This is a genomic window from Parasediminibacterium paludis, from assembly GCF_042651445.1.
In the GTDB taxonomy this organism is placed as follows: domain Bacteria; phylum Bacteroidota; class Bacteroidia; order Chitinophagales; family Chitinophagaceae; genus Parasediminibacterium; species Parasediminibacterium paludis.
Genome location: NZ_JBHSDC010000019.1, coordinates 1 through 23,287 on the forward strand (window position 1 = coordinate 1; position 23,287 = coordinate 23,287).

General features: G+C 35.4%; 19 protein-coding genes and 1 tRNA gene. 12 read left to right on the forward strand and 8 right to left on the reverse strand.

Features of this window, described 5'->3' with window-relative positions; all coding sequences use genetic code 11:
- Positions 1–136 precede the first annotated feature (136 nt).
- Positions 137–208 (reverse strand) — tRNA-Arg (locus ACFOW1_RS09800).
- Positions 209–260: 52 nt separating this feature from the next.
- Between ACFOW1_RS09800 and ACFOW1_RS09805 the strand changes: the two genes are divergently transcribed.
- The 4 genes from ACFOW1_RS09805 (at position 261) to uvrB (ending at position 4,280) form a co-directional block, all read left to right on the forward strand.
- Positions 261–716 carry a VOC family protein gene (locus tag ACFOW1_RS09805; RefSeq protein ID WP_379013945.1) on the forward strand — a complete coding sequence of 152 codons (456 nt, stop codon included), beginning with the start codon at positions 261–263 and terminating at the stop codon, positions 714–716.
- A 76-nt stretch (positions 717–792) separates the two neighbouring features.
- Positions 793–1,449, forward strand: a complete 657-nt coding sequence (locus tag ACFOW1_RS09810) for a tetratricopeptide repeat protein (protein WP_379013946.1) — start codon at positions 793–795, stop codon at positions 1,447–1,449.
- A gap of 167 nt (positions 1,450–1,616) precedes the next feature.
- Positions 1,617–1,991 (forward strand): YccF domain-containing protein, encoded by a 375-nt coding sequence (locus ACFOW1_RS09815; RefSeq protein ID WP_379013947.1) that lies wholly within the window; start codon positions 1,617–1,619, stop codon positions 1,989–1,991.
- A 252-nt stretch (positions 1,992–2,243) separates the two neighbouring features.
- Complete coding sequence (gene uvrB / locus ACFOW1_RS09820; RefSeq protein WP_379013948.1) at positions 2,244–4,280, forward strand: excinuclease ABC subunit UvrB; 2,037 nt, start codon at positions 2,244–2,246, stop codon at positions 4,278–4,280.
- Here the strand turns inward: uvrB and ACFOW1_RS09825 are convergent.
- The 5 genes from ACFOW1_RS09825 to ACFOW1_RS09845 form a co-directional block, all read right to left on the reverse strand.
- Entirely contained in the window at positions 4,277–4,942 is a 666-nt protein-coding gene (locus tag ACFOW1_RS09825) for a lipoprotein signal peptidase (RefSeq protein WP_379013949.1), read from the reverse strand. The two genes, uvrB and ACFOW1_RS09825, sit on opposite strands and share 4 nt — an antisense overlap.
- A 117-nt stretch (positions 4,943–5,059) precedes the next feature.
- A complete protein-coding gene (locus tag ACFOW1_RS09830) occupies positions 5,060–7,531 on the reverse strand; it encodes a bifunctional UDP-N-acetylmuramoyl-tripeptide:D-alanyl-D-alanine ligase/alanine racemase (protein WP_379013951.1) in 2,472 nt (823 codons plus the stop codon).
- Between the two features lie 8 nt (positions 7,532–7,539).
- On the reverse strand, positions 7,540–8,508 hold the full coding sequence (locus ACFOW1_RS09835) for a TerC/Alx family metal homeostasis membrane protein (RefSeq protein WP_379013953.1): 969 nt from the start codon (positions 8,506–8,508) through the stop codon (positions 7,540–7,542).
- A gap of 39 nt (positions 8,509–8,547) precedes the next feature.
- Entirely contained in the window at positions 8,548–10,242 is a 1,695-nt protein-coding gene (gene gldG, locus ACFOW1_RS09840; RefSeq protein ID WP_379013955.1) for a gliding motility-associated ABC transporter substrate-binding protein GldG, read from the reverse strand.
- A 44-nt stretch (positions 10,243–10,286) separates the two neighbouring features.
- Positions 10,287–11,003, reverse strand: a complete 717-nt coding sequence (locus tag ACFOW1_RS09845; RefSeq protein WP_379013956.1) for an ABC transporter permease subunit — start codon at positions 11,001–11,003, stop codon at positions 10,287–10,289.
- Positions 11,004–11,264: 261 nt separating this feature from the next.
- Between ACFOW1_RS09845 and ACFOW1_RS09850 the strand changes: the two genes are divergently transcribed.
- Complete coding sequence (locus ACFOW1_RS09850; protein WP_379013957.1) at positions 11,265–11,600, forward strand: LytR/AlgR family response regulator transcription factor; 336 nt, start codon at positions 11,265–11,267, stop codon at positions 11,598–11,600.
- On the opposite strand, the gene ACFOW1_RS09855 is transcribed toward ACFOW1_RS09850, so the two are convergent.
- Entirely contained in the window at positions 11,597–13,546 is a 1,950-nt protein-coding gene (locus tag ACFOW1_RS09855) for an FAD-dependent oxidoreductase (RefSeq protein WP_379013958.1), read from the reverse strand. The two genes, ACFOW1_RS09850 and ACFOW1_RS09855, sit on opposite strands and share 4 nt — an antisense overlap.
- Before the next feature lie 86 nt (positions 13,547–13,632).
- Positions 13,633–14,808 (reverse strand): pyridoxal phosphate-dependent aminotransferase, encoded by a 1,176-nt coding sequence (locus ACFOW1_RS09860; protein WP_379013960.1) that lies wholly within the window; start codon positions 14,806–14,808, stop codon positions 13,633–13,635.
- Positions 14,809–14,935: 127 nt separating this feature from the next.
- On the opposite strand from ACFOW1_RS09860, the gene ACFOW1_RS09865 reads away from it, so the two are divergent.
- From ACFOW1_RS09865 to ACFOW1_RS09895, 7 genes are all read left to right on the forward strand, one after another.
- Positions 14,936–15,607 (forward strand): response regulator transcription factor, encoded by a 672-nt coding sequence (locus ACFOW1_RS09865; protein WP_379013961.1) that lies wholly within the window; start codon positions 14,936–14,938, stop codon positions 15,605–15,607.
- Between the two features lie 13 nt (positions 15,608–15,620).
- Positions 15,621–16,877: a sensor histidine kinase gene (locus ACFOW1_RS09870; RefSeq protein WP_379013963.1), complete on the forward strand. Its 1,257-nt coding sequence runs from the start codon at positions 15,621–15,623 to the stop codon at positions 16,875–16,877.
- 107 nt (positions 16,878–16,984) lie between these two features.
- Entirely contained in the window at positions 16,985–18,223 is a 1,239-nt protein-coding gene (locus ACFOW1_RS09875) for a TolC family protein (protein ID WP_379013965.1), read from the forward strand.
- 3 nt (positions 18,224–18,226) lie between these two features.
- The gene (locus ACFOW1_RS09880; RefSeq protein ID WP_379013967.1) at positions 18,227–19,156 is read left to right on the forward strand and encodes an efflux RND transporter periplasmic adaptor subunit; all 930 of its coding nucleotides are present in this window, start codon (positions 18,227–18,229) and stop codon (positions 19,154–19,156) included.
- Positions 19,157–19,165: 9 nt separating this feature from the next.
- Positions 19,166–22,213 (forward strand): efflux RND transporter permease subunit, encoded by a 3,048-nt coding sequence (locus ACFOW1_RS09885; protein ID WP_379013968.1) that lies wholly within the window; start codon positions 19,166–19,168, stop codon positions 22,211–22,213.
- 72 nt (positions 22,214–22,285) lie between these two features.
- The gene (locus tag ACFOW1_RS09890) at positions 22,286–22,717 is read left to right on the forward strand and encodes a PepSY-like domain-containing protein (protein ID WP_379013969.1); all 432 of its coding nucleotides are present in this window, start codon (positions 22,286–22,288) and stop codon (positions 22,715–22,717) included.
- 89 nt (positions 22,718–22,806) lie between these two features.
- Positions 22,807–23,223, forward strand: a complete 417-nt coding sequence (locus ACFOW1_RS09895) for an EamA family transporter (RefSeq protein WP_379013970.1) — start codon at positions 22,807–22,809, stop codon at positions 23,221–23,223.
- Positions 23,224–23,287 lie beyond the last annotated feature (64 nt).

Consider the following 23,287-nt stretch of genomic DNA (forward strand, 5'->3'; position numbering starts at 1 on the left):
ATGTATAACAAAGAAAATAGTGTGGTTCGAACTTCTAAAACTAATAGTTTATTCTCTGCAATCCCAACGGTAGTAAAGGATACAACAGAAAATAAAAATGGCGATTCCATCAAGAATCGCCATCAATCTAGCCAAGTGGTCTCGCCAAGAATCGAACTTGGATCTAGAGTTTAGGAAACTCCTATTCTATCCATTGAACTACGGGACCATTTACTGCGAAAATAATCGTTTCTTTAGCATCTTAAAAAAACATTCTTGCCATGACGAAAAAACAAACACTTACTTGTAGCATACTACTACTAATTACTACTAGTATTTTAGGTCAAAATAAAACAAACGCAAAAATTAACCATACCGCTGTATACGTAGTAAATCTTGCGGCTAGTAAACATTTTTACCAAGATATTATTGGGCTAGATACTATACCAGAACCTTTTCACGATGGTAAACATGCTTGGTTTAAAACAGGAGCTGGTATTGCTATGCACGTGATTCAAGGTGCTGAAAGCAAAAAGGATTATTATAAAAACCAACATACCTGTTTCAGTGTAGATTCGGTCAAGGACTTTACCGAAGTATTGAAGAAAAACAATATTTCATGGGAAAATGTTAATGGCATTAAAGAGGCCATTACTATTCGTGTAGATGGTGTGCAGCAAATATGGCTACAAGATCCAGATGGTTATTGGGTAGAGATAAACGATGCGAAAGACTAATTCTGGCAAAAACAATTTAATCATACCAAATCTTAGTTCAGATGTTATATTTGCCAACTTTTTAAAAGGCTTAACTATGAAGTTTTATAATTTATTAATTAAATATCGTTTCTGGCTAAGCATTATTGCTATAGTAGGCGGTATTTTGCTTGAAGTAACGGGTGTATCTGGTTTTTGGCCTGTATTTCCGCTATATTTTGTTGGTCTCATTGGTTTGGCAAGCCATTTTTTTATTGGCCCTATGCGCTTAATTCAAGAGCCAATGGAAGCAGGTAATATTGAAGAAGTTGAACGTATTATGAATAGTATTTGGTACCCCAATTTGCTATACAAACCTGTTCGCAGTACTTATTATACTATTAAGGGCAATATGGCTATGATGAAGCAAGACTTTGATGGTGCAGAAAAGTTTTTAAAACAGAGTAACGAATTGGGTAGTCCCATGCCCGAAGCAGAAGGTGCCAATAAATTGCAACTTGGGATGATGGCGATGCAAAAAGGCGATTTGAAACAAGGCGAATCGTACATACGTGCTGCACTGCGTTTAGGCATTTCGGATAAAGAAAGTTTAGCTGTTGCCTATTTAAGTATGACGCAGATTTTTATGAACAAGCGTCAATTTAAAGCGGCTAAAGATTTTTTCCGCAAAGCAAAAGATTGTAAGCCAAAAACACAACAAGTTATTGACCAAATAAAAGATATAGAAAAATACATATCTCGTATGCCAGGTTAGTAGTTATATCTAACCAGCTGTATATCTTTTTTCAACATCGTTGCGTCGCACACTGCGGCGCTTTTTTATGCCATCAACTTTTACCGAAACGAAGTTTCAGTACCTTTAGACAGTTTATAGTTCGCAGTAAGGAATCTTATCTATTTTCAGTTTAAACTTTTATACGCATGAACTTTATTGGTAATTTTATTTGGCTACTATTTGGCGGCTTAATATCTGCTCTAGGCTATTTTTTGGGTGGCTTTATTTTGAGCTGTACCATTATTGGCATTCCATTTGGCTTACAGTGTTTTAAAATCGGTTTTATGGTGCTCATGCCATTTGGTAGCAAAGTAGTTAGCGACAGCAGTAGTACAGGTTGCCTATCGGTATTATTTAATATCATTTGGTTGTTTTCAGGCGGTTTGTATACCGCTTTAATGCATCTTCTTTTTGGCTTTTTGCTATCTATTACAATTATTGGCTTACCATGGGGGCGTCAACATTTTAAATTGGTAGAATTGTCGTTAATGCCTTTTGGAAAACGCATAGTGGCCGAATAAAAAAGCCACCTGCTATAGCAGATGGCTCTCTGACTTTTTTGTCAGCAGATTATTTGATGGATAAGCTAGATTAACCAATGCTAACCTGAAGCTTCCATGACTGATCTGTAGATTGCATGAATACCTCCTTTTCTTTGGTGAGTTGGAAACATGAATATACGCAACTAAATTTAGAATCACGATGCATCGTTCATGCTATTAAGTTGCCAGTAGTACACAACATTCAACATCACAACTTGTTATCTTCGTACTATGCCGTTTCAATTGCAATCACCCTACCAGCCTTCAGGCGACCAACCTTCTGCTATTCAACAATTAGTAGAAGGCATTAACCGTGGCGAACAGTTTCAAACCCTGCTAGGTGTAACTGGTAGTGGTAAAACATTTACCATGGCCAACGTGATTCAACAAACACAAAGACCCACGCTGGTATTAACTCACAACAAAACCCTTGTAGCGCAATTATACGGTGAGTTTAAGCAGTTTTTTCCCGACAATGCAGTAGGCTATTTTGTAAGCTATTACGACTACTATCAGCCAGAAGCTTATATGCCTGTCAGCGATACATATATAGAAAAAGATTTAAGCATTAATGAAGAACTTGACAAATTACGCCTACAAGCCACCAGCGAACTATTAAGTGGTAGAAGAGATATTGTGGTGGTTGCAAGCGTAAGTTGCATTTATGGTATGGGAAACCCTACCGAATTTGAAAATGGTATTGTTCGTATTCATAAAGGTCAGGTCATTTCTCGACAAGGTTTTTTACACGCATTGGTAAATAGCTTGTACACAAGAAGTCAAGGCGATTTCACCAGAGGTACTTTTAGGGTAAAAGGCGACACCGTAGATATTAACTTACCTTACCTAGACATCGCCTACAGAGTAACTTTTTTTGGCGATGAAATTGAAGAAATAGAAAGCCTTGAAAAAGAAACCAGTAAGCGTATTGGCATATTAGATAATGCTGCCATTTTTCCTGCCAACTTGTACTTAGCGCCAAAAGATATTATGCAACAGGTGATCAACGAAATACAAGATGAGATGATGGCGCAGGTAAATTATTTTACAGGTATTGGTAAATTTATAGAAGCCCAACGTATAAAAGAACGCGTAGAGTTTGACCTTGAAATGATTCGTGAATTGGGCTATTGCAACGGTATTGAAAACTATTCTCGCTTTTTTGATAGACGTACACCTGGCACTAGGCCATTCTGTTTACTAGATTATTTTCCTAAAGATTTTTTGTGTTTAATAGATGAGAGCCACCAAACCGTACCACAAATTGCTGGCATGTATGGTGGTGATAGAAGTAGAAAAATGGTGCTGGTAGATTATGGTTTTAGGCTACCAAGTGCCATGGACAACCGACCATTAAATTTCCATGAATTTGAAAACTTAATAGGGCAAACAGTATTTGTAAGTGCCACACCGGGTGATTACGAATTAGAGATGACTGGTGGTGTGGTAGTAGAACAAGTAGTAAGGCCTACAGGCTTGCTAGAGCCACCTATTGAGATAAGACCGTCTGTAAATCAAATAGATGATTTATTAGACGAAATAGACAAAACAGTTAAGAAAGGCGACCGCATTTTGGTAACCACATTAACCAAACGTATGGCCGAAGAAATGGATAAATATCTTGGTCGCATCAATATAAAATCGAAGTATATACATAGTGATGTAGATACCCTTGAGCGTATTGAAATACTGCGCCAGTTGAGGTTGGGTGAAATTGATGTATTGGTAGGTGTAAACTTACTGCGCGAAGGTTTAGACTTACCAGAAGTAAGTTTGGTAGCCATTTTAGATGCAGATAAAGAAGGCTTTTTACGTAACGAAAGAAGCTTAACACAAACCGCTGGTCGTGCTGCAAGAAACGTAGATGGTAAGGTTATTTTTTACGCCGATAAAATGACTGAAAGTATGCAGCGTACCATAGATGAAGTAAACCGTAGAAGAGAGAAGCAAATAGCTTACAACATTCAACATAGCATTACACCAAAGACGGTGAAGAAAAGCATAGATCAGATAATGAAACAAACATCTGTGCTTGATATTAAAGGCTTTGACCCTAATAAACCCTACGCCGTATTTGGTGATGGCAGCTTAAATATTGCAGCAGAAGAACAGGTAGAATATAAAACCATACCAAAACTAGAAAAAGCCATTGCCCAAACAAAGAAGCAAATGGAGAAAGCTGCCCGTGACCTTGACTTTATTGAAGCTGCGAGACTGCGTGACGAGATGTTTAGGATGCAAAAAGAATTAGAAGGAATGAAGGCTTAACTAACTTGTGATGCATCTTCTACCGATACAGTTGCTTCTTTTTTAGCAACTTCTTCTTTCTGAAAAAATGTATTTTGGAAAATTAAAATAGTAATAACACCTACAGATATAGAAGCATCAGCAAGATTAAATACTGGGTCAAAAAAGGTAAAAGGTTTACCGCCAAGAAAAGGTACCCAACTAGGCAATATGGTATCTACCAATGGAAAATACAACATGTCTACCACCTTACCATGTAAAAAGCTTGTATAACCCCCACCTTTAGGGAATATTTTAGCAACGTTATTAATAAATGGGTCACTATTTTCAAATATCAATCCATAAAACATACTATCGAGCAAATTGCCTAAAGCACCTGCATAGATTAAGCCTGCACAAATAATAAAACCTTTATGGTATTTTTTGGCGATAAAATCTTTTAATAAAAAAGTACCCCAAACAACTGCCACCAATCTAAAAAGGGTTAAGACAATTTTACCAATACCACCTCCAAATTTCCAGCCCCAAGCCATACCTTCATTTTCTACAAAGTGTAGTTGGAACCAAGAGCCTAAAACATTGTGATGCTCACCAGCATAATAGTTGAGTTTGATGTAAAATTTTAAAGCTTGGTCAGCAAAAATGATAGCTAATATGATAAAAAGTAGATGTTTCGATTTCATTTGATGCGAATTATTAAGGTCGGGCAAATATAATAGAGTTTATAGTTTGGGCTTTATAGTTCAAAAAGTTTAAGGGTTTGTAAACATTGCTAACTGACAAATGACGAATTGACTTTCTTATTCCTCTATATATACTCTTTTTACGCGTTGGCTAATAGTGGTCATTACCTCGTAAGCAATCGTGTTACACCAAACTGCCACTTGCTGTATGGGCAAATGTTTACCAAAAACCTCCACCTCATCACCTTCTTGAACGTTTACAATGTCGGTCACATCTATCATTACCATATCCATACACACATTACCAATAACAGGCGCTAGTTGATGGTGCAACCAAACTTTACCTACACCATTACCAAGTTGTCTATTAAATCCATCGGCATAACCAATACGAATGGTGGCAATTTTGCTATCTCGCAGCACTTTACCCTTTCTATTGTAACCTACGGTATCATTGGCTTTTACAGTTCTTATTTGGGCAATCGTCGTTTTTAAAGTAGCTACAGGTTGCAAATGCAATTCAGTACCATTGGCACTGTCTACACCATACAAACCAATGCCTAAGCGCACCATATTGTACTGCAAATTTGGATGGCGAAATATACCAGAAGAGTTTGCCAAATGCTTAATGAATCTATTCGGTAATTGCTGCTCCAATACTGCACAAGCAGTATTAAATAAGATGGCCTGATGTTGCGTAAAACCATCGTGTTCGGCGGATTCGCTTGCTACTAAATGACTAAAAACTGTTTTAACTACAAATGTTTGTTGTTTAACTAATTGCTTCGCTAAAATTTCTACGTCATCAACCTCAAAACCTAAACGGTTCATGCCTGTATTAAACTTAATATGTATAGGAAATTGTTGTATACCTTGCTGAAACAAGTATTGTTGAAAACTATTGTAAATATTAAACGAGTAAATTTCTGGTTCTAAGTTATAGTCAACCAATGCATCAAAACCAGCTTCATCTACATTCATTACCATAATGGGTAAAGTAATGCCAGCTTTGCGTAAGTCAACACCTTCATCTGCGTAAGCCACAGCCAAATAATCTACTTTATGAAACTGTAACAGCCTTGCTACTTCTACACTGCCACTGCCATAGCTAAAAGCTTTTACCATTGCCATAAGTTTAGTTGTGGGCAACAATTTTTGTTGGTACTGCTTTACATTATGCACCATTGCAGAGAGATTTATCTCCATAACGGTTTGATGCACTTTTTGCTCCAGCCAATGGTTAATTCGCTCAAAAGCAAATACACGTGCACCTTTTAACAAAATATAATCATTGCTAAATTGATGATGTGTAGCTTGCTGCAAAAAATCATCTGTGGTATTGTAAAAGCTAGTTTGCTGAATATTGTTGAACACTACGTGGTACTTGCTAATAACTTTACCTATACCAATAAACCGATGAATATGGCGCTGTTGCAATTCATTTGCAACCATTACATATAGCTTATCATCTGCAATACCAGCCTGCAAAATATCAGATAAAATAACAGTAGTATTTGCACTGCCAGACTGCTGTTTTAGGTAATCCAAAGCAATACTTAAAGACGACAAATCGTTGCTATAACTATCGTTTAAAATATAGGTATTGTTTACACCTTTCTTCAATTGCATACGCATTTCTACAGGTTGCAATTGAAGCAATCTGCTTTGTATTGTTGCAATCTCAAAACCTTTTAATAGCATCACACAAATACACGAAATGGCGTTGTCTATTGAAGCTGTATCTGTAAAAGGGATAAATATTGAGAAAGATTTTTCTTGATAAAGGATAAAAATTTCTGTTTGATTTAAAAGCCTCGTTTCACTAGTAATTTGAACGGTTGCAATATCTTTTTTACTCCAAGAAAATAATTGGATAGAAGGGTTAAGTAATGCTTCAATATTATTACCGGTAGGCAATGCATCTTTACAATACACTAACTGCTGGCAATGCGTAAAAAGTTGTAATTTTTCTTTTAATTTCTCTTCATCATTAGCAAAACCTTCGCTATGTGCCTCACCAATATTGGTTAAAATACCAATGGTTGGCTGAATAATATTTGCCAAAGCTTCCATTTCACCAACGGTAGAAATACCTGCTTCAAAAATACCCAAAGTATGCTGTCTTTGCATTTGCCAAACACTTAATGGAACACCTACTTGCGAGTTGTAACTTCTGGGGCTGCGTACAATATTTTCCTCGCCTTGCAGTAACTGATATAACCATTCTTTTACAATGGTTTTACCATTGCTACCAGTAATACCAATTACAGGATAATGAAACTGACTACGATGGTGTGAAGCCAACGTTTGCAATGCTTTCAGCACATCATTTACCAATAAAAAATTAGCATTTGGGTAAAGAGTTGTGTCTATCTTTTGGCTGACAACAAAGTTTCTTACACCACGCTTATACACTTCATGTATGTAAGAATGACCATCACGTCTTGGACCAGTTAATGCAAAAAATAAAGACGTTTCTGGGAAAACAATTTTCCGACTATCAATTAACAAATACACAATGCTAGCTTCTTCCAAAACAGCACAAGACGCAGATATTATTTGAGCAATATGTTTTATTGAGTAAGGCAATACTGCGTTTATTTTACAGATTCGTCTATTGTATCTTTCAGTCCCCCTTTCTTGTTCATAAATAAAGAATAGAAAATAGAGCCAGAGATACAAACCAATATGACACCAAGGGATATAAACACTTGTGTGTTTTTATCTATCCATTCGCTAATCCAATGTTCACCAAGCATTTTTGCGCCAATAAACACCAACACAATAGCAATACCTTGCTGTAAATAATCGAACTTGCTTACGGCGCCTCTCAACAAAAAGAACAAACTTCTTAAGCCTAAAACAGCAAAAATATTTGAGGTGTAAATAACCATTTTATTGCGTGAAATACCCATTACTGCAGGTATTGAGTCAAGCGCAAATACTAAATCGATAGCAGCTAACATTACTACTACTACAAATAAAGATGTGTACAGAGGCTTGCCATTTTCGCGAATTACATATTTACCATTACCATCGCCTGATGTAAGCGGTAAAAAGCGTTGCATGGCCTTATAAATTTTGCTCTCTTCAGGTTTAAACTCTTCGTCTTCATTGGCTGTAAACATTTTAAAACCCGTGTATAATAAAAAAGCGCCAAAGCCATACAATAGCCAAGTAAATTTTTCTACCAAGCCTACACCTACTGTAATAAATAATACTCTAAAAACAATGGCCATCAACACACCGATTAATAATACGCGGCCATAAAATTTTTCTTTTACTTTAAATGCATTAAAAATGAGTATGAACACGAAAATATTATCAATGCTTAAACTCCATTCCATCAGGTAGGCACTAACATATTCCAAGGCAGGTTTTTGACCTTCTTCCCACCACATAAATACAAAAAAGCCTAACGCCAAAGCCACCCAAAACAAGGTTTGATTTAAAGCTTGCTTAATAGTAATTGCTTGGTTTTTTTTGCTTAGCAACCCTAAATCAAATACCAGTGCAAGCACCAATACTAAGCCAAAAACTAAATATGTTATTTGTTGTGAATTCATGATATATTATTGAGTAAGAGTAGCATTTATGCCATTTAATTATACTGCATATTTACGCTTTCTTAACCATTGTAACATCAGTCCAATAATAATAACTATAATAATTGGCCCGACAATATTTATCAGTTGCCATTTAGTATAATCAGCCTCTACTTTTTCTTTGTTTAATAACCTCAATGTAAAATCTTTATTTCTACTTTCAAAAATGCCGTTTTTTCCTACTAAAAAGTCCATACAATTCAGCATAAAATCTCTGTTGGCAAAGGTGTAGTTGGTGTATTTATTAAAGCCAATGGGCAGTGGGCCTTTCTGCGTTAACTCATTTAAAAACATATCGCCATCACTTATCACAATGAGTTTTCCTGCTTTGTCGCCCTTTGGTAAAAAAGGACTATTCGCTTTTTGCAACGAATCTAATGTCGCAGCAGAAAGTCTATTAGCAAATAATGATTTAAACTTGCCTTCAAGCAACACTGCTACGGGGATATTAGGTTCGGTAAATTCCTTTATATCGTCAGCATATTTTAAGCTTTCAAAACTGATCATTGCGGGTGTGCCTATTTTTTTGCCGTTTTGAGAAGTAGCTAATAAAATGGTTTTAGTAATTCCTTCCGCTTTTACTGTGTCTATGGAATTAACATATTTACCAAAAACAGGATCTAAATTTTTAGATATTGGATGGGCATTATTACCAGAAACCAAAGGATAATATGGCCATTTTAGCAACTGATTTTGCGGCTTGCCGCCTACAGAACCAACCACCAAACTAATATCCGTAGCTTGATAATCTTGTACCAAATCTGGATTAATTCTTACACCATATTTAAACAACAAATCATATATGTCTAATCCTTTATCAAAAGCAACGGTTTGTGGTTTTAAATTTAAACTATCCAGCGATGCGGTTAATACATCTGTTGCCAATAAAATAGTACCACCATGTAGCAAATATTGGTCTATTTTAAACTTATCACTCTCGGTAAAAACAGTAGTAGGTTGTAATAAAACCAGACATTCAATATCTTGAGGAATAATTGGATTTGTTTTAAGATTAAATGAATCTAACTTATAATCACTTGCCAATGTAAAAATGGCTTCCGATGCGTCGTAACCAAGCGATTCGCCATTACCTAATGCGTACGCAATATGAGGAATGGTTTTGCGCGTTACTTTTTCTATCGCACTTGAAAATTTGTACTCAAGTAGCGATTCAATATTGTTATAATAACCTTCATCACCACTATTACCTGCGCCTTTTAAAAAGTTGATAGGATACGTACCATTTACTGATGTTACCAAAGCACCAGGAATTACAAACCGTTGGCTTTGTTCGGCACCCTTTTTCTCTTGTGCCACTTGTGTAAAAGGTGTTAACCCATACCGTTTTAGCGAGTCTAATAAATGGCCTTTTAAAGAATCATCTTCAATTGCAAATGGATCTATATAATGAATAGCAATATTACCGCTGGCAAAGTTTCTGTATTGTTGTAAAGTTTCATCTACACTATTGGCAACTTTTTTTAACCCAGCAGTTAAATTGCCTGTTAAGTAAACGTCGATGGTTACTTGGCTATCTAATTTCTTAACCAGCTTTTCTGTGCTATTTGTAAGGCTGAAGCGCTTCTCAGCAGTTAAATCTATTCGATAAGAAACAAAAAGCGATGCGTAAACAATCGCTATAAAAGCTATTGTTAATATAATCCAACCGTATTTACTTGCTACTAATTTCTTCATGTTAATTATTCTGAAAATTGGTCTTATTGTTCTAAAAAAGAAACTTAACGCTTTACCAAATTGCGTTTAGTAATAAGCAGCAACAAACTAATTAGACCTAAAAAATAAATCACGTCTCGGAGTTCTACCACACCTCTGCTAATACTACGATAATGAAAATTAATCCCTAACATTTCTATGTAATAATCTAAACCCGTTTTAAACAAAGGCAACTTACTAACGGCATCAAAACCACTATATAAAATAAAACAAACAAAAGCACCAGCAATAAAAGCGACCACGGTATTATTCGTAAAGCTACTGGCACAAATACCCACTGCGGTGTATACTGCACCCAATAATATTAAACCAATATAACTCCCAATAGTTGCACCTACATCTATCCCACCTACACTGCTTAATTGTTGTAGGCTAACTGCATAAATAATTGTTGGCACTAAAGCTGCAGCCACAATAAGCAAAGCGCCAAAAAACTTACCAACGACAATATCAAAAGGCTTAAGTGGTAAGGTTTTTAAAATTTCAAACGTGCCAGATTTATATTCATCTGATAGACTGCGCATAGTAACGGTAGGCACTAGAAATAGCAAGATAAATGGCGCTAAATTGAAGAAGCTTCCAAGAGAGGCGTAGCCAAAATCGAGCAAATTATAATCTGGAAAAACAAACAATAGCAAGCCATTAAGCAATAAAAACACAATAATTGCCAAATAACCTGTAAGGCTACCAAAAAATTGTTGCCATTCTTTTTTGCAAATCATCCACATGGGTTCAAAAATAACCTAGTTGGGCATTTAAAAATATATAACTGCTTTTTATTTAACAGAATGCTTAGATTACACGTCGTTTTAAAATTTCAGAGTTTTATTTATTAAAACTTATGCATACTATAAATTCATAAATAATCAACCGTGATCGAAATCTAACTTGTTAAAAAAATTAAAAGCTTTTCTAATCAAATATCTAGTTTTTTGTGATGCTTGTGTTTTAGTTTATGTTTACAAGCCGCAAGTTGAATGAGTATGAATGTTGACAAAATCACTTATCTATTTATCAAATCAGATTACAAGTTAATTAAGATTAACCTCAGTGATATTTTATATTTATCGGGTTTAAAAGACTACACACAAATTTATTTAAAAGGTAAAGCATCACCTTTAACAACACTACAAAATCTTAAAGAATTTGAAAGTAAGCTACCGCCCGACGACTTTGTGAGAGTACATCGTTCTTACATTATAGCCATGAGTCAGGTAGATTATATCAGTCGCAACGAGATTAATATTAATGGTAATCATATACCTATTGGCAACTCGTTTCGTGCGGCTTTAGACGAGGTGATTCAAAAACATTCCTAACTACTATAGCTAGCAGCATTTAGCCGCCATATCACGTCGCCTTTATTAATAGCATGTTTTACTAATAAGCCTTCGGCAAATAAGTTATGTAAGTTTTCATCAGTTTGCTGCATATCTAAATTACCCAAAAATGATACTTCTTTTGTTGTCAGTGTTGGATACTTAGTAAATAAATCAATAATGTTTCCATTGGATAATTTTTTCTCAGCATCAGGAATAAACGCAAGCAACACTTCTTCAAATTGTTCATAGGCTTGGAAGCCCTTTAATACTTTTGAATGGTTGTACTTATCTGTGAAAATAAATGTAGGTAATACTTTTATTTCTAATTCTTTCACTAATTCTAAATCTGCTTCAAACAAAAGTTGGGCTTTACCTTCAATGTCTCGCAACAATCTTGCGGCATCTAAACCTGCTTCGTAAGCTGCCTGTCTTAGCAACTTTTTTTCTACAATATTCTGATTTTCAAAAAACAGCATTTCGTTAATGCGCCTTAAAAAAATAATGGCTTTATCCGTGTCTTGCATTTGCGCAGCCTTAAACGCAATAGATGGTGGGTATGAGGATGTTAACGGGTTATCTACCCAAATATCTGGATAAATTGGCATCTCGTATTTTTCGGAAGCTTTTTGCCAATAATTAGCTGCATCACTAGGTTTGCTAATGCCACCACGATTATAATTATCCCAAGATGGTAATAAGCCGCCCATGCAATATTCAATTTCTAAATACGCACCATACTCAATTTTTAACTTGCGTAACTGCGGTTGAATTATCCAACAGGTAGAACAAACAGGATCTGTAAAATACAGTAAATGCACACATTTTTGTTTGGGTGTGATCGTTTTTTTTGTTGTAGGGTTTACGATTAGTGGCACTTTAATATCGTCATCCACTTCGGTAGTGGGATGTAAAAAATTCTCCTTAATCTCTCTTCCGAGTTTAGTATGTTCTTCTACTAAAAAAGCGCGTTCTTGATAGTAGGCAGTGAATGCAGTTTGGTAGTCATCTGTATGGCTTAACCATGTGGCAAGCACCTTTGCATCTATCAATGCGTTGGTAGTACCTGCACTTGTAAACGGTACAGCTAAATGGGCAGCATCACCAATTAATACAATATTTTCTTTATGAAAGCTTGGCAGCAAATCAAAGTCGGTTGCATTCCAAATATAGCTAGTGGTAAAATCGTTATACCGTACAATTTCATGCACTATTTCTGGAAAATCTTTCAACAGTTCTAAACAAAAAGCTCGCATCATATCTTCGCTAGTACAGGTCATTGGTAGTAGATTCACATCAAATTGTACAAACCAAACCAACTCTTCCGAAGACGTAGGAATAAAGCCAAAAGACAAGCCTTTGTCTTTACTCAAATACTTATTAAATGTACTGCCAAGGCTTTGTACCAAAGCAGGATGTTTCAATACACCTACAATTTCTTTAACTACTACTGGTGTGAAATTTGTTTTACCAAAAAGATGTTGTCGAACAGCCGAATAAGCACCATCTGCCCCAATAAAAATATCCCCGAATTCTTCTTCGCCATTTGCAAATACAGCAGCCACCGCTCTATTGTTATCATATCTAAAATGTGAAAATAAATATCCTTTTCTGATATTTTCCTTTGGAAAAAGGCAATATAAAAACGCAATAATATCGCTACGCTTAATACATTGCCAAGGTTCGAGTTTCAAGTATTTAACCTCAGTATCATCTGGTCGTTTTAAGTGAAAAGTATCAATCAATCTACCAGGTAGCGCCGTTAATTTATTCCCCTTTCTCAGGATTTCTAACACCGATAATCCTTCTGCGTGCATTAAAAATGCATTACCTCTTGCAGGTATCTCCTCATCACGTTCGCACACCACTACATGCATCCCTTGATGATGCAACAGAATAGCTATTGACATGCCAGCGATACCCCCTCCTATTACTACAATCTTCATGTGTTAATTTTTTAGTTTCTCAGTTCTATAATGCTACAGTTAGTCGCAATCAGTAAAAATCTTCCTGAACATTATTAACAACCATATTATATTGATTCGGATATTGTCTTGTTAATACGCGCTATTGCTTTTGTTACAAGTTCTTCAGAGGTAGCAAAACTCAGCCTGATATGGCCTGCTGCACCTTCACCAAACCATTTAGGTAAGCCAGGTACAACTGCTACTTTTGCTTTGTGTAATAATAGTTCATGCATGGCGCTACTATTTAAGCCTGTCTTTTCAATATTGGCAAAAGCCAAATAACAACCTTGTGGCATAAAACAGCTAACCCCTTCAATAGCATTTAATCCATTGACACAAATATTACGCACCTTTTGTAAATGCGTAATAAAAGCTGAAAGCCAATAACCACAGTCATTTAAGGCTGTAGCAGCTGCTACTTGACCAAACACATTGCTGCCATGAATAGTAGATTGATGATTAGATGCTTGCATTAATAATTGATAATGGGGCTCACTAAAAGCGATAACTACACCAATACGTAACCCTGCCAAAGCATACGATTTACTAAAACCCGTAACAATAACTGTTTGCTTTCTGATGGCTTCGTCAAGGGCTGCAACGCTAACATATTGATGTGGTGTAAATACAATATCGCTCCATATTTCATCAGACAAAATAATTAAGCTATGCTTTACTGCTATTGCGCCAATTGCTTCAAGTTCTTGTCTTGTAAATACCTTGCCTGTTGGATTTAAAGGATTGCACAAGCATAGCATTTTGGTATTCGGTGTAATTAGTTGTTCTAACGCATCGTAATCAAAGGCCGTTTCTGGATTTAAAGGCACACTAAATGGTACCGCTTTAGCATTGCAAGTTTCTATAGAATACCTGAATAAAAAATCTACTGGATCAAAAATGATGGCTTCGTCGCCAATTGATAAAAACGCTTTACATACATTGTAAATACCAAAAGCAGCCGTATCTACAGGATACAAATAAGCAGCTTTTGCGGGAACTTGTCTGTGTTTGTTTTGCCAATTGGCCATAGCTTCTTTAAAAAAAGAATAACCTTCGGCAGGAGCATATGAAAAATATCTACTTGATGCATATTTGGCGATAGCTTCTGCAATTTCAGGAGCACAGGGAAAGTCAGGGTCAGCAGCGGTTAATGGAATAACATCACTTGGTACACTTGCCCAACGTAAATTAAAGGCTCGCTCTCGCAGAACCGTAAAGTTAATTGCAGATTGATTGAACATGGACAGATATTGGTAAGGCAATTTAGCGATGATTTTGATGTGTCAAAATTTTTTGTTTTCATATTGTTCTAATAAGACGCTTCTACTTTTCTCCAAAATTGTTAACGTTATTTGACAAAATTTAATTGTGAAAATTCTCATTGTTGAAGACGAAATCTCTTTAAATAAAAGCATGGTTGATTTTTTAACCAAGCAGCAATACCTATGCGAATCGGTAAGTAATTATTACGATGCACTTGAAAAAATTGAAAGTTATGAGTACGATTGCATTGTGCTTGACATTGGCCTACCAGATGGCAATGGCTTACAGTTATTGCATCATTTAAAAGATAATCGCAAAACCGATGGTGTTATCATCGTTTCGGCAAGAAACGAGCTTGACGATAAGATCATTGGCATTGAAGCAGGTGCAGATGATTATCTTACAAAACCCTTTCACTTGCCCGAATTAAGTGTAAGAATTGCAGCCATTATTAGGCGAAAAAATTTGCAAGGCAACAATGTGCTTTTTTTTAAAGATATTACGATTGATGTGCTTGCAAAAACCGTGGTAGTAAAAGACAATGCCGTTGTGGTAACAAGAAAAGAGTACGATTTACTTTTATACTTCGTGATAAATAAAAATAGAGTAGTATCAAAAAATGCAATAGCAGAGCATCTTTGGGGCGACGATATGGATATGGCAGACAATCACGATTTTATTTACACACACATAAAAAATTTGCGAAAAAAACTATTGGCCGCTGGCGCAGGCGACTATCTACAAAGTGTATACGGAATGGGTTATAAATTTTCTTAATAAATAGTCGATTATGAAGCTATCTACAAAGTATAATCGTATTAATATTATATCATCCATCTTAATATTTTTAGTTGGGTGTTTGGTTTTTTATTTTGTACTTAGCTATGTTTTAATAAGACAATTAGATAAAAGTTTACGTTCGGAAAGAACAGAAATACTGTTATACACAAAAGAACATACTGAGCTACCCGAAATTGTAAATACTACCGAACAGCAAATACGGTTTGAGCCTTCTACAACGTTTATTAGTAAACCAATTTTTGCATCCAAAAAAATTTGGGTGCCTCGCGAAAAAGAATTTGAACTTTTAAGAACATTAACGTTTGGCATTAATGTAGGTGGCAAAAATTATACAGCAATTGTTACAAAATCGCAAGTGGAAGCAGAAGAATTACTAAAGCTAATGATAGTTATAGCCACCATTATGATTGGGATTACAATTATTGCAAACTTTACTATCAATAGAATTATTCTAAAAAAACTTTGGCAGCCATTTTATTGCACGGTCGCCAATATCAGTGCATTTCAACTTTCAAAAAAACAGGCATTACAACTACCAGTTACAAAAATTGAAGAATTTGATTTACTAAATAGTAGCTTTAATACAATGGCAAAAACCGTTGTTACAGAATATGACACCCTAAAAGAATTTACAAGTAATGCGGCACATGAAATGCAAACACCTTTAGCAGTAATAGCCAATACTACTGATGCTTTGATGCAAGACGATATGGTATTAGAAAATCACCATCAAAGCATTGCTATCATTGAACAATCCGTGAGCAAGTTGTCAAAACTGCATCAATCACTTTTATTATTAGCCAAAATAGAAAACCAACACTTTAGCTTAACAGAAACAGTTCATTGGCATGATTTAATAGCCCAAAAGCTGCAAGAACTTCAAGAGTTAATCACGGCTCAAAAAATTCACTTGCATACACATATAGAGCCTCAAAGCACACAATTTCATACACACCTAGCAGATATTATAATTAGTAATTTACTTAACAACGCCATAAGATATAATATCCAAAACGGTAGCATTTCTGTGCAAGTGATGAATAACCAACTCGTGGTGTCAAACACATCCCTACTGCCTGACTTAGATGCTTCAAAAGTAGGTAACCGTTTTTACCGCCATCCTGCCACTAAGCTTAATGGAAATGGGTTGGGATTATCTATTATCAAACAAATTTGTGAAGTAGCAAATTATCGATTTCAATACAGCTACATAGCACAGCAACATATTTTCACAATTTCCTTTTAGCTTCAAGTTGTGTTCAGAATTCTTTAATTGCTTTACCGCAATTTAGGAAAGCTATTTAAAATTAACCATTGATTATATTTAACGCGCTATAAATACATATTGAGATAATGAAATACATATTGATTGTCTTTTTTTTAGTAAAAACTGTCACCGCACTTGCTCAAACTAGGAGTTTAGATGCTTATATTTCATCAGGCATCTTAAATAGCCCTTTATTAAAGGATTATAAAAATCAGGCCGAAAGTAACGCCATTGATAGCTTACGTATTAATGCAAGTTACAAGCCCCAAGTAGTAGCTACAAGTAGTAATACCTATGCACCTACTTATAAAGGTTATGGTTATGAAAGTGCAATAACAAATGGTGGAAATTTTAGCCAATTAATAAGTGTTACAAAACGTTTAGTAAGCAAAGAAAATTTACAAAATCAATATCAACTTATCAATCTACAAAATCAAACGTTACAGGTTTTAGGAAAAGTAACAGAACAAGATATTAAACGTGCTATTGGCACACAATACATTACCGCATATGGCACTTGGCAGCAGTACTTATTTAATAAAGAAGTGCTAGATGTATTAAAAAAAGAGGACACTATTTTGCGTAAGCTCACCGAAAAAAATGTTTACCGCCAAACAGATTATTTAACTTTTTTAATAACGGAACAACAACAACAATTAACCATTAGCCAAATAAAAATTCAATTTCAAAACGAACTGGCGACACTTAATTACCTAAGTGGCATAAGAGATACATCTTTTACAACTCTTGCTACACCTAAATTAGAACCATTAGACCTGCCAAATATTGAGCAAACAGTTTTTTACGAACAATATACCATTGATAGCCTAAAGTTGAAAAATAACGATGCCTTAATTGAGTTTAATTATAAACCAAAAGTAAACTTATATGCCGATGCTGGCCATGTAAGCACCTTTGAACTGGACCCTTACAAAAACTTTGGTACGAGCTTCGGGATTAATATTTCGGTACCAATTTACGATGGCAAGCAAAAAAAATTGCAGCATGATAAAAATGCCATTGCGCAAAAAACAATCAGTAATTATCAAACCTATTTTAAATCGCAATACCAACAGCAAATTGCACAATTAATGCAGCAATTACAGGCCACTGAACAGTTAATTACTGAAACAACTAACCAAATAAAATATATCGAAACATTAATTGATGCTAATCGCAAATTGCTGGCTACTGGTGATGCAAGAATTCCAGATTATATTTTAGCAATCACTAATTATATAACCACAAAAAATAGCATTACTCAAAATAATATTAACAAGCTTCAAATAATTAACCAACTCAATTATTGGAATAGAAAAAAATAAACTATGCGATTATTATATATATCACCAGTATTAGTGCTGCTAGTAGTATTTTCAAGCTGTAAAAATCAAGCAGAAAATAAAGAAGTAACACCCAAAGACACAGCCACACAAGGAACGCCTGTTACGTTAGCTGCCGTTGCCAGTGGCAGCATGAATGAGACCGTTGAAGTAAACGCAGTATCTGCATTTTTGATTAAAAACTATGTAAAAGCTAATACAACAGGTTATTTAATAGCGGTAAATACACAAATTGGTAAGTATGTTAAAAAAGGACAAGAATTGTTTGTAATAAAGACAAGAGATGCCCAAAGCCTTGGCAATACAATCAACCAAATAGACACCGCTTTTCACTTTGAAGGTACTTTGCACATTAAAGCTTCTGGTAGTGGTTATGTAACGCAGTTACCTTACAAAGTAGGCGATTATGTTCAAGATAATGAACAATTGGCAACCATTACTGATACGAAAAATTTTGTATTTCTACTTGACTTACCATACGAGTTAAAACCATATTTACCGAACAATAAAAATCTACAATTACGCTTGCCAGATGGCACTATTTTAAATGGTTATATAGATGCTGAAATGCCTACTGTTGATGCCGTTTCGCAAACACAGAGCTACATGATTAAAGTGAATACAGATAAAGCTATCCCAGAAAACTTAATAGCCAAAGTAAGCCTTGTAAAAACCTCAAAAAACAATGTTGTATCACTACCTAAAGCTGCCGTTTTAACGGATGAAACGCAATCGCAATATTGGATTATGAAGCTGATAGATAGTGTAACAGCGGTAAAAATACCGATTACAAAGGGTCTAGAAACGGCCGATAAAGTAGAGATTTTATCACCCAAATTATTATCAACCGATAAGGTGCTATTAACGGGCAATTATGGCTTGCCAGATACTGCCAAAGTCAATGTCATCAAATAATATAAGCACATGCGTAATCCTTTTATTGTTTATAAAAATCCCATTACTGTACTCATTGTCCTCATTATTTTGGGTGGCTTATATGCATATAGTAATATGCAAACAGCATTGTTTCCAGAAATAACTTTTCCTAAGATAAAAATTATTGCTGATGCTGGCCAGCAGCCTGTAAAAAAAATGATGATAACGGTAACTCGGCAACTTGAAAATGCGATTAAGCAAGTACCCGATTTGCAAAGTATCCGTAGTACTACCAGTAGAGGCAGTTGCGAAATTTCGGCTTTTATGAGTTGGAAAGCCAATATCGATATTAGTCAACAACGCATTGAATCGAAAATTAATGAAATACGAAACACTTTACCACCCGATGTGCAGATTACTGTTGAAAGGATGAACCCATCTATTCTTCCAATTATCGGCTATTCGTTGGAAAGTAAAACAAGAACGCCGATAGAAATGAAATTATTGGCGATGTACACCATCAAACCCTTTTTATCGCAAGTAGACGGGGTTTCGGAAGTGCGTGTGATTGGCGGTAAAAACAAAGAATACTGGCTGCAATTAAATGTTCAAAAAATGGGAACATTAGGCATCACGCCAGATAATATTAACACAGCCTTAAGCCAAACAAATTTTATAAAATCCAATGGCTATTTATCCGATTATCGACTTTTATATTTAACAGTTACCGATGCGTCAGTTACGTCGAAAGATCAATTGCAAAATATCGTTATTAGCAATAATGGTAAACGAATTGTGCTACTAAAAGACATTGCCGACGTACAAATACAAGAAGCCAAAGAGTACGTGAAAGTAAATGCCAATGGGCATGAAGGCATTTTGTTAGCGATTATAAAACAACCCAACGCTAACCTTGTAGACTTATCTGAAAAAATGGCAGCAAAGTTGACCGAGTTGAAAAAAATCATTCCAAAAGATGTAGCGGTTTTACCATATTATGTACAGGCAGATTTTGTAAAAGATTCGATTAAAAGCGTGACTGATAGTTTATGGATAGGACTTGGCCTAGCTATTTTAGTGGCTATTATTTTCTTACAGTCGTTTAAAGCTAGCAGCGTTATATTAATTACCATTCCTGTTACCTTGCTATTAAGTATTATTATCATTTACGCTACTGGTCAAACACTTAATATTATGACTTTGGGTGCATTGGCAGCAGCCATAGGACTAATTATCGACGATGCAATTGTGGTGGTAGAACAGATACACAGAACACACGAAGAACATCCCAATGAGCCAACGAGTTTACTCATTCAAAAAGCCATCAAATATTTGTTTCCAGCAATGGTAGGTTCGTCGTTAAGTACCATTGTTATTTTTCTACCTTTTGTGTTAATGACGGGTGTTGCAGGCGCATACTTTAAGGTATTAACCGATACAATGATTATTACATTGGTTTGTTCTTTTTTTGTTACTTGGCTCATATTACCAGTGATATACTTGTTATTTACGCGTAATGCAGACGTTATCAAACCTAATAAAACAAGTAAGCCGCATAATGTAAAAAATCAAGCTTGGGTAGCATTTTTTATTAGACATTGGTGGCTAAGTATTTTATTTATCCTTGTATTAGGAGCATCGATAATGTATATTTTCCCTAAACTAGAAACTGGCTTTTTACCAGAAATGGATGAAGGCAGTATTGTGCTAGATTATAACTCACCACCAGGCACGTCTTTAGAAGAAACCGATAGGATGTTACGTGAGGTAGAGAAAATTTTAGTAACGGTACCAGAAGTAGATGCATACTCAAGAAGAACTGGTACACAAATGGGTTTCTTTATTACAGAACCTAACCGTGGTGATTATTTAATACAACTGAAAAAAACAAGAGATAAAACAACTGAGGAGGTTATCAGCGACATACGTAAAAAAGTAGAAGCCACACAACCAGCTCTGCGAATAGATTTTGGGCAAGTAATTGGGGATATGTTAGGCGATTTGATGAGTTCGGTACAACCCATAGAAGTAAAAATTTTTGGTACTGACCAAGTCAAGTTGCAACAACTATCCAAAGAGTTGGCAAATATTGTATCACATGTAGAAGGCACTGCCGATGTATTTGATGGCGTGGTAATTGCTGGCCCATCTATAAATGTAGAACCCAATAGTGTAAACCTTGCACAGTATGGGATCACACCAGCTAATTTACAATACCAATTACAAACTGCTCTAGAAGGAAATGTGGTAGGTGCCGTTTACGATAAAGAACAATTTTCTAATGTCCGCCTATTATATCCAAATAGCAAAAAGCTGAGCGTTGCAGACGTAAACAATACGCAAGTATTTTTACCAAACGGCAAACTAAAGCCAATTAACTCATTAGCTAGTGTGCATTTGAACACTGGTGATGCAGAAATTCAACGGCAAGACTTGCAATCTATGGGCGTAGTTACTGCAAGGTTAGAAGGCCGAGACTTAGGCACGGTTATCAAGGATATTCAAGAGCAAGTAACATCAAAATTAGTTTTACCACAAGGCTATGCCATTGTATATGGCGGCTCCTATGCCGAACAACAACAATCGTTTAAAGAATTGTTGATTATTTTATTAACTGCAAGCCTCTTGGTATTTTGTGTGATACTATTTCTTTTCAAAGATTTTGCGATTTCATTTATCATTTTGTTCATTGCGCTATTGGGTATTTCTGGAAGTTATATGGGCTTGTATTTTACCCATACGGCTTTAAACGTAGGTAGTTATACTGGGTTGATTATGATTGTTGGTATTATTGGCGAAAATGCCATTTTTACTTATTTACAGTTTAAAGAGTCCTATGATTTGTCAAATGATGTCAATCAAGCTATTATTTATTCTATCTCAACAAGGCTTCGCCCAAAATTAATGACAGCATTAGGAGCCATTATTGCATTAATGCCTATTGCTCTAGGCATAGGTACTGGCGCCCAATTGCACCAACCGCTTGCTATTGCAGTGATTGGCGGTTTTATAGTGGCGCTTCCTTTGTTGCTAATTGTATTACCAAGTTTATTAAAACTGCGGTTTTTACAAGATAAAACCATTAACAAATCATAAGATGGAATAATCAGAATATATACAAATTTAGATAGCAACTTACAGCTATTAAATCATCTTAAATAACGAAAAATGAAAAAATTAATTTTGCTACTATCTCTGGTTACCGTTACTACCACCACAGTTGTTTCTGCACAGGATTTAAAAGAAAAAAATGTTCCCGCAACCGTAAAAGCAGCTTTTATGAAAAAATATCCTGATGCAAAAAAGGTAAGCTGGGAGATGGAAAAAGGTAACTACGAAGCGAATTGGGGTGGAAAATCTGGCGAGGATAACTCTGCAGTATTTACACCATCGGCCAATTTTGTAGAAATAGTTGTAGCTATGAAAATTAATGAACTACCTGCATCCATTGCCCCTTACATTGCTAAAAACTACAAGGGCATGAAAATGCTAGAAGCTGGTAAGGTGACAGACGCAGCTGGCAAACATATGTTTGAAGTAGAAATAAAAGGGAAAGATTTAATTTTTGATGAAAAGGGCGTATTTATAAAGGAGGACTAAAACTAAATCATTATTTGTATTAGAATAAATTTGTATAGTTTTATCGGGCGAAAGCCCCCTTTAAATTAATGGTATAAAAAATAAGTAGTATGTGGTGGATTTACGCTTTATTATCAGCACTATTTGCTTCGCTTACAGCCATTTTTTCTAAACTAGGTGTTGCAAATGTGCATTCAAATTTGGCCACCGCTATCCGTACTATTGTTATTGTCATACTGGCTTGGGGTATTGTACTTGCCAAAGGCGAAGCAAAATCTATCATCACTATTTCAAAATCTAGCCTCTTATTTTTAGTAATTTCTGGTATTACTACTGGCTTTTCATGGATATTTTATTTTAAAGCTTTACAAATGGGTAAAGTGTCACAAGTAGCACCTGTAGATAAATTAAGTATTGCATTAACAATTATACTTTCGGCCATTTTTCTAAAAGACGCACTCACCGTAAAAACAGTAATTGGTTCATTACTAATTATTGCTGGTACCTTGGTTTTAGTATTTAAATAAGGGCTTCAAAATTTCGTCAGAATAGCTCCTTTAATTGCAATTTATACGGCTTAAGTACAAACTA